The organism is Aliidiomarina sanyensis (assembly GCF_003987175.1).
GTDB classification, from domain to species: Bacteria; Pseudomonadota; Gammaproteobacteria; order Enterobacterales; family Alteromonadaceae; genus Aliidiomarina; species Aliidiomarina sanyensis.
Genome location: NZ_PIPM01000007.1, coordinates 90,845 through 103,943, shown reverse-complemented (window position 1 = coordinate 103,943; position 13,099 = coordinate 90,845). Strand labels below are relative to the sequence as shown.

Annotated in this window: 12 protein-coding genes; 3 read left to right on the top strand and 9 right to left on the bottom strand. The window is 52.6% G+C overall.

The annotated features are described in order from the left end of the window. Window positions 1-51: 51 nt before the first annotated feature. From CWE11_RS08065 to CWE11_RS08050, 4 genes are all read right to left on the bottom strand, one after another. Complete coding sequence (locus tag CWE11_RS08065) at window positions 52-354, bottom strand: YqaE/Pmp3 family membrane protein (protein ID WP_157981323.1); 303 nt, start codon at window positions 352-354, stop codon at window positions 52-54. A 118-nt stretch (window positions 355-472) separates the two neighbouring features. Then, window positions 473-1,216: an SDR family NAD(P)-dependent oxidoreductase gene (locus CWE11_RS08060; protein WP_126777108.1), complete on the bottom strand. Its 744-nt coding sequence runs from the start codon at window positions 1,214-1,216 to the stop codon at window positions 473-475. Between the two features lie 292 nt (window positions 1,217-1,508). Continuing rightward, window positions 1,509-1,946, bottom strand: coding sequence for a D-aminoacyl-tRNA deacylase (gene dtd, locus CWE11_RS08055; RefSeq protein WP_126777107.1), 438 nt, complete (start codon window positions 1,944-1,946; stop codon window positions 1,509-1,511). After that, window positions 1,943-2,911, bottom strand: coding sequence for a virulence factor BrkB family protein (locus tag CWE11_RS08050; protein WP_126777106.1), 969 nt, complete (start codon window positions 2,909-2,911; stop codon window positions 1,943-1,945). The genes dtd and CWE11_RS08050 overlap by 4 nt, the downstream gene beginning before the upstream one ends. Window positions 2,912-3,050: 139 nt before the next feature. On the opposite strand from CWE11_RS08050, the gene CWE11_RS08045 reads away from it, so the two are divergent. After that, window positions 3,051-3,959: a bifunctional GNAT family N-acetyltransferase/hotdog fold thioesterase gene (locus CWE11_RS08045; protein WP_126777105.1), complete on the top strand. Its 909-nt coding sequence runs from the start codon at window positions 3,051-3,053 to the stop codon at window positions 3,957-3,959. Window positions 3,960-3,979: 20 nt separating this feature from the next. Here CWE11_RS08045 and hutH read toward each other — a convergent pair whose 3' ends face one another. The 3 genes from hutH to hutC are packed head-to-tail and all read right to left on the bottom strand — an operon-like array spanning window position 3,980 to window position 8,012. After that, entirely contained in the window at window positions 3,980-5,512 is a 1,533-nt protein-coding gene (gene hutH / locus CWE11_RS08040) for a histidine ammonia-lyase (protein ID WP_126777104.1), read from the bottom strand. A gap of 57 nt (window positions 5,513-5,569) precedes the next feature. Next, a complete protein-coding gene (hutU, locus tag CWE11_RS08035; protein ID WP_126777103.1) occupies window positions 5,570-7,252 on the bottom strand; it encodes a urocanate hydratase in 1,683 nt (560 codons plus the stop codon). Between the two features lie 31 nt (window positions 7,253-7,283). Then, the gene (gene hutC, locus CWE11_RS08030; RefSeq protein ID WP_126777102.1) at window positions 7,284-8,012 is read right to left on the bottom strand and encodes a histidine utilization repressor; all 729 of its coding nucleotides are present in this window, start codon (window positions 8,010-8,012) and stop codon (window positions 7,284-7,286) included. Between the two features lie 84 nt (window positions 8,013-8,096). Here hutC and hutI point away from each other — a divergent pair, with 84 nt between their 5' ends. Next, complete coding sequence (gene hutI / locus CWE11_RS08025; RefSeq protein WP_126777101.1) at window positions 8,097-9,362, top strand: imidazolonepropionase; 1,266 nt, start codon at window positions 8,097-8,099, stop codon at window positions 9,360-9,362. Here the strand turns inward: hutI and CWE11_RS08020 are convergent. Then, window positions 9,327-10,358, bottom strand: a complete 1,032-nt coding sequence (locus CWE11_RS08020) for a formimidoylglutamase (protein WP_126777100.1) — start codon at window positions 10,356-10,358, stop codon at window positions 9,327-9,329. The two genes, hutI and CWE11_RS08020, sit on opposite strands and share 36 nt — an antisense overlap. A 5-nt stretch (window positions 10,359-10,363) precedes the next feature. Beyond that, entirely contained in the window at window positions 10,364-10,849 is a 486-nt protein-coding gene (gene rraA / locus CWE11_RS08015) for a ribonuclease E activity regulator RraA (RefSeq protein WP_126777099.1), read from the bottom strand. Between the two features lie 169 nt (window positions 10,850-11,018). Here rraA and CWE11_RS08010 point away from each other — a divergent pair, with 169 nt between their 5' ends. Further along, window positions 11,019-13,094 (top strand): putative bifunctional diguanylate cyclase/phosphodiesterase, encoded by a 2,076-nt coding sequence (locus CWE11_RS08010; RefSeq protein WP_126777098.1) that lies wholly within the window; start codon window positions 11,019-11,021, stop codon window positions 13,092-13,094. Window positions 13,095-13,099: the final 5 nt, after the last annotated feature.

The window sequence follows — 13,099 nt, the reverse complement described above, 5'->3', positions numbered from 1 at the left end:
ATGGTCATCACCGTGTGTTCCTATGGTATAGCTCGAAAAGTAAGCTCATGCTTACTCAGACGAATCCTTGGTGTTTTTTTCTGGTGCCTTGCTTTGGGTCGCTGAGCCACGATGCGGATGAATTTGCCCACTCGTTTGCTGATATTGACGATGGGTAAAAACAAACGCATGAATAATCGCTATGACATACATAACTGGGGCAGCCGCATAGGCTCCGGGTACTTCTCCGCCCGTTGCGATTCGAAATAGCATCAGAGCTGCTAAATAGAGCGCTAAGCTAAGCCAGACTTGCTTGCGAGCCCCTGCCATCCATACAGCCACAGGTGGCAAGACAACTGCGAGTAAATAGTTCATGAGACACATCCTTTTTTATTCTTGTGACGGTGTGGTCGTTGAAGCAAAAACGACTCACAGGATCACCTAGTTTGTGACGAACGGCAAGTGCTCTTTGCAGGTGAATGTTTCGTTTGAACTACCAGGGGAGCGCCTTACCATCCCAAAACCAAAAGCCACCGCTTTGTTCAGGAGTCAGCCCTTCTATGACATCCCAGATCCGCTCTGCTGAGGTTTCAGCAGAAAACAACTTATCCTTCGGTAACCGCTCTTGGAAGGGTTCCGATAACTTGGTATCCGTTGTTCCGGGGTGAATGACTGAGAGGATGAGCTTTTTATGAGTGCGTTTAAATTCGATGGAGGCTGTTTTAAATAACATATTTAAGGCCGCTTTGGATGCCCGATAGCCATACCAGCCCCCGAGCTCATTGTCACCGATACTGCCCACTTTGGCACCGAGTTGGGCGAAAAAGCATGGCTCTTTTTTCGGGAGTGTCGGCTTACAGGCTTGCAGTAACAACGCAGGCAAGGTGGCATTCACGTAAAAATAAGCCTGCAGTTGCTCGCCATTCAATTGCTCAATACGGCGCTCCGGCTGCCATTCCCCGTGTTCAGGATGCACTTGATGCAGCCAACCAATGGTTGAGATCACACCGTTGAGTTCAATGCCGTCAGCTTGCCACTGGTGGACGGCTTTCGTCACGGTTTCAAGAATGTCATCGCTACACTGATGCCACTGGAGGTTGTTATCGGAAGATAAGGTGTCAGGCCGGGCGCTGCGACTGAATGCATGGATGGTTGCATCTGGTGCGCGTTTACGGAGTTCCTGCGTGAGGGCAAGTCCGAGCCCGCCGCCGGCACCGAATATGGCATATGTTGACATGTGAACTCCTTGCGCTGGCCCAACGCAGTGCGTTGGTTACGGTTTTGAGCCCAACGCGGTGCGTTGGCTACGGTTATTGAGCCCAACGCGGTGCGTTGGCTACGGTTATTGAGCCCAACGCGGTGCGTTGGTTACGGTTATTGAGCCCAACGCGGTGCGTTGGCTACGGTTTTGAGCCCAACGCAGTGCGTTGGTTACGGTTTTAAGCCCAACGCAGTGCGTTGGCTACGGTTTTGAGCCCAACGCGGTGCGTTGGTTATGGCCTTTTATACGGTGGGAGCGCGGTGTCGGTTCAAGATTCCAGGAGGAAGGTTACTGGTCCGTCATTGGTGAGGGACACTTGCATGTCTGCGGCGAAGCGTCCCGTTTGAACGGGTACTTTCAGGGCGCGTACCGCGTCACAAAACACGTGATAGAGTGTTTGTGCGTGTTGTGGAGAGCCAGCAGATGAGAAACTGGGGCGGCGTCCCCGCTTGGTATCAGCGGCTAGGGTAAACTGAGATACCACGAGCAACGAGCCACCGATGTCGCGGACGTCGAGATTCATTTTGTCTTCCGCATCAGCAAAAATCCGATAACCCACAACACGTTCCGCCAAGCGCTGTGCATCGGCAATGCTGTCATCTTTCTGAACGCCGAGTAAAACCAAGATTCCTTGATTGATTTCACCCACAACATCTCCCGCCACCTCAACTCGCGCTTCGGTGACCCGTTGGATCAATGCAATCATGACATCTCCTGCACGGGTTGCTTTTTCGCAGGCGCTTCGTGCTCTTCGGCATCTTCACCTTGCGCTTTCGCTTGCTCTTCTTCATCCGGTGGGAGGGGCTCATCTGGGTCATTCATATATTCACTGATACTGACGCTCAGCTCTGCACCCAGCAAAATAATGTTCCATGACAAGTAAATCCAAACAATCAGGATGGGGATGGTGGCCATTGCGCCGTAAATCAGTTCGTAGGATGGGAAATATTGGAGGTATATCCGGAATCCGTTCTTCGCAATCTCAAACAACAGTGCAGCGACCCCAGCACCCCAGATGGCATGGCGAAATTTCACCACTTTGTTGGGGACCATCACGTACAGCAGCATAAATGCCATGAGACTCGTAAAGAATGGAAACAGCGTTAACATGGTCGTACGTACGCCGGTGACGTAATCGTCAGCAAACGCCGCCAATGAGAGCAAGTACGAACTCAAGCCAATCCCGGTTCCCACCAAAATCGGTCCCATGGTGAGTACCATCCAGTACACCGCGAGGCTGATGATCATCCGGCGTTTGTTTTCGACGCGCCAAATCTGATTCATGGCTTTGTCGATAGCGCTGATTAGCATGATTGCCACGACAAAGAGAAAGACCACACCGATGGCGGTCATTTGGTTCGCATTTCCAACGAAACGCTCAAGATACTCTTGGATGGCCTCGCCGCTGGTCGGGACCAGGTTTTCCATCAGCGCCCCCTCAAGGGCCGCACGGGTATCCGCAAACATGGGGAACGCGGCAAACATCGCGAACATCACAGCCATCAAAGGAACCAATGACAGCAGACTGACATAGGTCAAGTGGCCGGCCATCACATTGATCCGGTCGGTTGCGCAACGACGCAAGAAATAGCGCATGAAATCAAACGAGGTGCGCGCTATTCCCGGTGCGTGTCGTTTTACAGTTTGCCATACCTGTTTTGGTTTACTCATGAAATGTCTCAACCCGTTGTGATGACATGCTTTATTGTGGCAGGCATCGGAGTGAACGACAAGAACCCACCTTTGGGTGTCTTGATTCTGAAATACGGCTCGCATACCCTCATGGGTTCATTTTGAAGTGGGCGACCTCATGGAATATCGGATTATTACACCTCGCACGGAGCAAGAATTTGCGGATTATTACGCGCTGCGTTACGACGTCTTGAGACGTCCTTTTCAGAAGCCTCCAGGCTCTGAACGGGACGAATACGATCAAGTCGGCGAGCATCGTATGCTCGTCGATGCAGATGGTCTATTGATTGGAATTGGACGTCTCCATTTTAATAGCACCACCGAAGCGCAAGTTCGCTTTATGGTCGTGCAGCCACAAATGCAGGGGGAGGGGCATGGTGTTCGTTTACTCCATGCCTTGGAATTGCTCGCCCGTGATCATGGAGCAAAGCGTGTCATTATTCGTTCGCGTGACACCACGCTGGGGTTTTATCTGAAGTGCGGCTACGAAATTCATCAGGAAGCAAATACCGTCGATAACCCAATGGCTGAACATCTCCTCGTCAAACATCTCGACCCAGTGAACCACATTGTGTATCGCCCGCAGTGGTGCATTCAGCTTGAAAAAACATGGCATGAGAAGATCCCGATTAGCGAAGCCATGGGCATTCGGGTGCATCAATATACCGGCCGCGAATTTGAGCTGCGGGCGCCACTGCCTCGGAATATTAATCTCCACAACACCATGTTTGCAGGCAGTATTTATACCCTTGCCACACTGACATGTTGGGGTCTGATTGATTTACAAATGCGTGAACGAGAGATTGGCGGCGCTATTGTTTTAGCGGAGGGCAACATTCAATACCAGCGTCCCATCAAGGACGCTCCTCGTGGCCTGGCGCACTTGCGTGACCTGCAAGGTGATATGAATGGGGTGCATGATGGGAAAAACGCCCGCCTCCATGCGAAAAGTTATCTATATGATGGCGACAGCAGCGAGGCTGCCGCCATTTTTACCGGAGAATTTGTCATTCTTGCGCCGCGCTAAGCAGCGCAAGAATTGCCGATTTACGACAATCGCAATTCAACCAGCTCGGTTAACTGACCTGACCGAACCAGCTGGGCAATTGCGATAATGTCCGGAGAGAAGTAGCGGTCTTCGTCATAGAAGCCAACCTTTTCCCGGAGCATCTCATGGGTTTTTTCCAGCGTTTCTGACGATTTCAACGGTCGGCGGAAATCCATACCTTGCGCCGCCCCGAGTAATTCAATCGCGACAATATTCGCAACGTTTTCCGCTATATCTTCAAGCCGACGTGCTGCAAAAGTCGCCATGGAGACGTGGTCTTCTTGGTTTGCTGAAGTCGGCAAGCTGTCAATAGAAGCAGGATGCGCCAAGGTTTTATTTTCAGAAGCCAACGCAGCTGCAGTGACCTGAGCCAACATAAACCCGGAGTTCACGCCGCCATTCTCGACCAAAAATGGTGGGAGATTACTTAAATTCCGATCCACTAACAGCGCCGTCCGGCGTTCCGACAGCGAGCCCACCTCTGAGACAGCGATTGCAAGCATATCAGCGGCCATGGCGACAGGTTCTGCATGGAAGTTTCCACCTGAAAGAATGTCGTTGTCTTCAGGGAATACCAGTGGATTATCCGTGACGCCATTCGCTTCACGGCCTAATACTTCAGCTGCGTACCGGATTTGATCCCATGCCGCACCCATAACCTGAGGTTGGCAACGCAAACTGTAGGGGTCCTGAACCTTGCCACAGTTCGTGTGCGATTCACCGATCTCACTGCGCTCTGCCAGAATCCGGCGCAGCTCTGCCGCCACATCGATCTGGCCATACTGACCGCGTACTTCGTGAATACGCGCATCGAACGGCGTCCGCGATCCAAGTGCCGCTTCAACGGACATGGAGCCTGCCAGCAATGCAGACGCAAAGACATCCTCAATTGCGAATAAACCATGCAACGCCAGTGCGGTAGAAGCCTGGGTTCCATTGAGCAACGCTAGCCCTTCTTTCGGTGCCAGCTCAATGGGTGCTAACCCCAACTGCTCAAGGCCTTCTTTTGCACTCACGCGATGTCCACGAATTCTCAGCTCGCCTTCACCGAGGAGCGGCAGTACCATATGTGCCAATGGTGCAAGGTCACCACATGCACCAACGGAGCCTTTCTCAGGCACGATCGGATAGGCTTCTGCGTTGACGAGAGCAATCAAGAAGTCGATCACCTCGGGACGCACACCAGAGTACCCGCGCGCAAGCGAGTTAATTTTCAGTACTAGCATCAGACGCACGACTGCATCTTGCATGGCAGTGCCAACACCGGCAGCATGAGACAGCACAATGCGACGCTGTAAGTCAGCCAACTGTTCGGGCTTAATTCGCGTATTCGCGAGCAAGCCAAAGCCAGTATTAATGCCATACACCACGCGGCCCTCCGCAAGGACATCCGCGACCGTCTTCGCTGCACGGGCCACATCGGCTCGCGCCGCTTCAGGTAAGCTGAGTTCAACGGGCTGCCGACTGATTTGACGCAGTTGCGCCAAATTCAGATGCCCCGGGTTTAATTCAAGTTTCATTACGCTCGTCATAACGATTTCCTACAACAAGGCGGCCTTATCGACCGCGCTTCGAATATGGGGTTCGGTCTAAGCCGACTCATCGCGGATCATCGGGAGGTCAAGTTGACTCTCACGCGCCGCCTCTTTTGCGATGTCATATCCTGCATCTGCATGACGCATTACGCCGGTCCCCGGATCGTTCCAAAGAACACGCGCAATGCGCTGATCAGCCGCGTCCGTTCCATCCGCCACAATGACCACACCCGAGTGCTGGGAGTAGCCCATGCCAACGCCACCACCATGATGCAATGAAACCCAGGTCGCACCCCCTGCCGTATTGAGGAGGGCATTCAAGAGAGGCCAATCGGAAACCGCATCTGACCCATCCAGCATGGCCTCGGTTTCCCGGTTAGGACTCGCCACAGAACCAGAATCGAGGTGATCTCGGCCAATCACGATTGGGGCTTTAAGCTCACCATTTTTCACCATCTCGTTGAATGCACGGCCCAAACGCGCGCGGTCTTTGAGCCCTACCCAACAGATTCGCGCGGGTAAGCCTTGAAATTCAATCCGTTCACGGGCCATATCGAGCCAGTTATGGAGATGGGTATCGTCTGGAATCAGCTCTTTGACTTTTTGATCGGTTTTATAAATATCCTCAGGGTCACCAGACAACGCAACCCACCGGAATGGGCCAATGCCTTGGCAGAATAATGGGCGAATGTAGGCTGGAACAAACCCTGGGAAATCAAATGCATGATCAACCCCGACATCTTTCGCCATTTGGCGAATGTTGTTGCCATAATCGAGTACCGCCGCACCGCGTTTTTGGAAATCCAACATGGCACGGACCTGCACTGCCATTGACGCTTTGGCTGCTTTGACAACCGCTTGCGGATCGTCTTCGCGCATTTTGGCCGCCTGCTCTAGTGTCCAACCTTGGGGCAAATACCCATTGAGTGGATCATGCGCCGAGGTTTGGTCCGTCACTACATCCGGTGTAATCCCGCGGGCTACAAGTTCTGCGTACACGTCTGCCGCATTGGCGAGCAAGCCGACGGAAACCGCCCGACCTTCATTCTTCGCATTCTCAAGGCGTGCGAGGGCATCATCGAGATCTGTGGCTTTTTCATCGACATAACGGGTGCGCAGACGGAAATCGATCCGCGACTCATCGACATCACAGGCGAGCATTGAGAAGCCAGCCATGGTTGCCGCCAAAGGTTGCGCGCCGCCCATGCCGCCAAGTCCTCCGGTGAGAATCCATTTTCCTGTGGCGTCTCCGTCAAAATGTTGCCGTGCCACCGCGCCAAATGTTTCATATGTTCCCTGCACGATGCCCTGGGAGCCGATGTAGATCCAAGAGCCTGCAGTCATTTGGCCGTACATCATCAAGCCCTTCTTATCGAGCTCATTAAAATGATCCCACGTGGCCCACTCGGGAACCAAGTTTGAATTGGCGATCAGCACGCGGGGTGCATCCGAATGTGTTGGGAAGACACCCACCGGCTTGCCGCTTTGAACCAACAATGTCTGGTTGTCTTCCAACCGATCAAGCACCTCAACAATGGTGTCAAAACACTCCCAGCTGCGTGCCGCACGACCAATTCCGCCGTACACCACCAGACCGTGCGGATGCTCCGCAACATCCGGATCAAGGTTATTCATTAACATCCGCTTAGCCGCTTCGGTTTGCCAGCTCTTGGCGGTTTTTTTTGCTCCCCGGGCCGCGCGAATGACGCGACTGGTATCAATCCGAGTAAAACTCATAGCTCGTCTCCAAGGTTATTTTTCTGCGCGCTTATACTTCGGCATTCGAAACACGCGCTGGGGCTTTAAATGTCATATGTCCGCCAAGGCGGAATCGGCTTCCTGGGTGAGTCAGGGTGGCTTGACTCACCACGCCATCGCGACACCAGGTGCGTCGTTGAATTTGTAAACAAGGTTCTGGATTTTCGAGGGCTAACCAGCTCAACTGTTGTTCCGTTGGCAAGACGGCCTCGATTAGATGGCTCGCTTCGGTCAGCGGAGTCACTTCGCACAGATACTCATGCGGCGTATGTTCCACAAAGTCTTGCTCCAAGTATTGAGGAACCAAATTTGGGTTCACGTAACGGTCTTCAATTTGAACCGCATGGCCGTTCTCAAAATGCGTGATGACTGAGTGAAAGACCTCTGCCCCCGGGCTAAGCTGAAGGGCTGATGCCACGGCATTGGGAGCCACGACTCGCTCAAGAACACGTACCACCGCGTGATGCTTGTGATTGCGCATCCGAATTTCATCGGCAATATTGCGAATCGTCAGCAGGGCCGACTGGCTTTTTAACGGCGCAACGAAGGTTCCTGAACCACGCGTGCGGGTCACTAGCCCCTCTTCAGCGAGCTCCTGCAATGCGCGACGCGCGGTCATACGGCTGACACTAAATTGCTCGGATAACTCATTCTCAGAACTAACCGGGTGATATTCAGGCCACTCGCCTGACTCAATCTTGCGGTAGATATGCTCTTTAATGACTGCAAACTTAGCCATGGGATTTTCCAACTTGTAATTATGTGCGAATTTGCTATGTTGTATATACATTAGCAAGTTCATTGAAATTAGCAAAGGATTTTTATGTCAATTGCATCTGCCTCCCCTCAAACCTGCACACTGATTGAGAATGTCACCGCTGCGACCATGACAAATGCAGACCTTGGGCTCATCGAAGAGGCAACGATCTTTGTGCAAGATGGCTTTATCGCGTGGGTCGGACCGCGTGATGCCCTGCCAGCGAATCTTCGCCAGGCCTTTCTCGGCAGTGAAGCGGCCGGAAAGGCACATCGCATTGATGGTCACGGTATGTTGGCAACACCGGCATTAACCGACTGTCACACACATTTAGTGTGGGCGGGGAATCGTGCAGAAGAGTTTCGCCAGCGTCTGCATGGCGCCAGCTATCAAGAAATTGCAGAGCAGGGCGGCGGAATTCTCTCCACAGTTCGTGCCACTCGCGCGGCCAGTGAAGAGGAGCTTTTTCGCCAATCCTTTCCTCGCGCCGTGGCGCTCATGCAGCAAGGGGTTGCCCATATTGAGATAAAATCAGGCTACGGCCTGAGTCTTGAGGATGAATTAAAACAATTGCGCGTTGCCCGTCGCATCGGCGAAGTCCTCCCAATCAAGGTCAGCACCACGCTTCTTGCAGCCCATGCGTTGCCTCCTGAGTATCAGGGGCGCAGTGACGAATATATCGATTACGTGGTCCGCGACATTCTGCCAGCGGCCGCCAACGAAGGGTTGGTCGATGCGGTGGATGTGTTTTGTGAGAACATTGGTTTTACCCGACAGCAAACAGACCGGGTTTTTCGTGCGGCACAACAACTGGCATTACCGGTTAAACTGCATGCCGAACAATTAAGTGACCAAGATGGCGCGGCTTTAGTTGCATCCTACCAAGGCCTATCCGCGGATCACTTGGAGTACCTTTCAGACAAAGGCATTCGGGCGATGGCCGACGCGGGAACCGTTGCGGTTTTATTGCCCGGTGCATTTTATTTTTTACGGGAAACCAAGCTTCCACCCATTGATGCACTCCGCGAGGCTGGAGTGCCCATTGCGGTCGCCACTGATGCTAACCCCGGGTCGTCCCCGATCATTCAATTACCCCTGATGATGCACTTTGCCTGCTCGTTTTTCCGGATGACACCGGAAGAAGCGTGGCTCGGGGTCACCACCCACGCAGCGCGGGCGCTCGGGGATTCTGAGCAAGGGATGTTAAAAGAAGGCCAGCGTGGGGATATCGCGTTGTGGAATCTCCGCCGGCCCGAAGAGATCTGCTACACCTTTGGTGTCAATCCACTGCGGGCTTTATTGATTGCGGGACAAGAGGTAGGTGAACACTAACTCACTGAGAATTTGCCCGACGGCTTTTTGTCCTGCTGCGAAACCAGCAGGATGACAAGCGGGAGCAGCCTCGGCTAAATGAAGGTAACGCGCTTGGGGAAGCATTCCGAGCCGCTGCACAAAGGTTTGCGCCTCGGGTAAAGTAACACCCGCGTAGTTATAAGCGCTCGCCGGAGCTCCCGTGATGGCATCAATATCGAGTTCAATCCCGAGCGGAACATCCCATTCCAAAGCTTGGCGAACCACTTCGCTCATGACCTTATCCATCCGCGAATCGAGTAGCTGGTGCATTGAGATGTAACGGCCACCAGCCGCTTGTAGTTGGTCCAGCGTTGCTTTGGAATTCTTGGCTTCATGCAAGGTAACAACTTGATAATGTTGTAATACACCCTCGGCATGCGCATAGCTGAATCCATTCCCACTGTGGCGTCCTTCCTGCGGGCGAAAATCGGAATGTGGGTCAAGATTAACCGCCCCGACCAAACGCTCGCTCGCCGATGCCAATGACTTCAACAGTGGATACGCATTGTTGTGACCACCGCCAATTAAAATCACGCGAGCGCCCGTTTGGAATAGAGGTGTAAGTACCGACTCAACGCGTGTGTCGACCTCCGCACACAGCGCTCGTAGCTGCGCAAGTTCTTCTGGCTGACTGGCATCAAGTTTGGCCGCCTGTGCCATTAAATCGGTGCAGTCGACTTCCCCGCCAAGACACAATGAGTGCAACGGAAGACGCCCTGTCTCTTGCATATTCAAAAACTGCGCCAAAAATGCAGAGAATCCAGCTTCAGCACCACCTTGACCCAAATTTGCGCGTGGCCCAATTGATTCCGGCACACCCACGAGGACGATGGTGTCGGAACTCAACGCTGATAGGAGCGTGTCCCACGCCTGCGGAGCAAGCATGGATTGACCAATCCGGCTCTCACCCGGACGAGATTTAACAAATGCGCCCGGATGAACCGGGCGCCAATACAATGGGGTGTCAGTCGTCATGGAGATTACTCGATGTCGAGTGCTTCCGGTGACAAGATAATCCCAGTGCTGTCAGCATAGAGATGATCCTCAGGCAAGAAGGTCACACCGCCAAAGTTCACTGCGATATCCGTCTCACCCACGCCTTCTGACGGCGCACCAACTGGAATAGAGGCGAGTGCCTGAATCCCGATATCGAGATCCTCGAGAGCATCTACATCACGCACACAGCCGTAACAGACAATCCCTTCCCAGTCATTTTCCAATGCCAGCTCGGCAATCGCGATATCGATCAGCGCACGGCGCATGGAGCCACCACCGTCGACAAGCAGGACTTTTCCTGCGCCTGGTTGCTCGAGGGCCGTTTCAATCAACCCCTTATCCTCATGGCATTTGATCGTCACAATTTGACCACCAAATGAAGGTCGGCCGCCAAAGTTCACAAACATTGGCTCGACCACGTCGACTTGATCTGCATACAAGTCACAAAGTTCCGAGGTATTGTATTCCATAGAAACGCTCCTGCGGGGGTTAGGATGTTCAGGCTTGAGGGGTAGTATAAACCTTTTATGGGATGGTGCGAAAGGAATACTGGTCGGGGCAATTTTAAACGTTCTCTGCTTGATTTATGTCATAAAAGCACGTTTAATTTGTGCACACACATAATAATAAGAATCGTGTATGCCTTTTAGCGATGGAGCGGTACTTGCTGCGACAAACGCCGGACAAGCCCTCATGGTGCTTGGCTTTGCGCTCCTCCTTTCCTATTACTTCCGAGTTTATAAACGTTCCTATCTTCGTTTTTGGTCTTACGGGGCGGTTTGGTTTGGACTGAGTTCCGCACTCATAGTCATCGCGCAAAGTGATTGGTTAGCCCTTTCGAGTCATGTGGTCGCAACCCTCGAAACCCTCAGCTATTTTCTTACCTATCTGGCGCTGGGTGTGCTAACCATTGGCGTCTTTGATATCACCGTTAACAGCATTCCTGAAAAGCGTGTGCGCTGGTGGATTTATGGTGCCTGCCTCCTTATCGCGGTCCTTACGTCCACGCAACTCGTAACCTGGGCTGAACCGAGCATTTGGCAACCTTTTTTCCGAGAGGCCAGCTTGTATGTCATTAGTGCGCTCACGCTTGGAATGATTGGTAGCGTTATTTTAGTTCTGTCTACGCCCACCATGGGCCCACGCTTGATTGCATTCGCCTTCCTTATTCAAGCGTTGAAAAATGGCTTTTTGGTCAGCTTACAACTCCTTGATAGTGTGTGGTTAGGGGCGCAATTCTTGTGGATTGTGGATGGCATCATTAACATCCTGTTCCTTACTGCTGCCATGCTGGGGATTACGATTTGGTTGCTCGAGTCAGAGCGTCACAAAGCCATTGATGCGCTGCAAAAAGCCGAATATATGAACCGCCACGACGCCCTCACCGGGATTGAAAACCGCGAAGAGCTCATGACCAAGCTCCCGGTATTTTTAGATTCCTGTCGTGGCGACGGGCGTGAACTCAGCGTCTTTATGCTGGGCGTGGATCGCTTTAAAGCCATCAATGATACCCTCGGGTTACGGGGTGGAGACCGGGTACTCGTTGAGATCAGCCAACGGCTGCAGAATCTCCAGCAACGGCCGTTATCGGTGGCGCGGATTAGCGGTGACGTCTTTGTGGTGCTGTATGATCACATGAAGACACGAGAAGCTGTCTCCAACCTTGCGCACCAAGTGCAGACGCTTCTGCAACAGCCTATGCTGATTGATGCAAAAAGTCTCAATATCAGTTGCAGCATTGGTGTCGCGCGTTTTCCACACCAAGGTGCGCATCCAGAAGGCCTGCTCAGTAAAGCAAACATTGCCCTCGCCAATGCCAAGTTGCCTGAGAACCCCTCGGTCATGCTGTATCGCGATGGGATGGACGAACAATACATTAAATTGGTCGATATGGAGCCGGAGCTGCGGCGTGCCCTGACGCACAATCAATTTGTGGTCCACTTGCAGCCAATCTTTGATGTCCGGACCCAGTTTTTGAGTGGCTTTGAAGCACTCCTCCGCTGGCAACACCCCACCAAGGGCATGCTCAATCCCGACAACTTCCTGCCTTTTGTCGAGCAGCTTGGTCTGTCGGCTGAGGTGGATGATTGGGTCCTCAAGCACTGTGCGAAGCTTATTTCTCGTTGGCGTGCTCAAGGCGAGAAGGTTCTACCCATTGCAGTCAACCTGTCCGCCAAGCATTTTCAGCAACCCGAACTGATCGATAAACTCCGACGACTGTTCCGTGAATACCAGTTGCAGCCTGGTGATTTGGAACTTGAGATCACCGAAAACGTCGCAATGTCGGACGTGGCTACGGGGATGAATGTCCTGAATCGCTTACGGAAAATGGGTGTTCGCGTTGCGATTGATGATTTTGGTACAGGCTATTCCTCACTGGCGTACTTACGCAAACTGCCCGTCGACAAAATTAAAATTGATCGCAGCTTTATCAATGAACTGCTCGCCAGTGAAGAAGACTCCACTATTGTTCGCACCCTGATTGAGCTATCTCATGTATTGAACAAGCAGATCGTTGCCGAAGGTGTTGAGACTGCAGAACAATTTGCTCTGCTCGTTGAGATGCGCTGTGACTCGGTTCAAGGCTTCTACTTCTCGCCACCTGTAAGCGAGGAGAAATCCCGCGGATTACTGCGCAACTTCTGGCGTGATTTTCTACTGCAAAATAAAGAAAAGGGAGAGGATGACCCTCTCCCTAGCACACTAAACGCGTAATTATT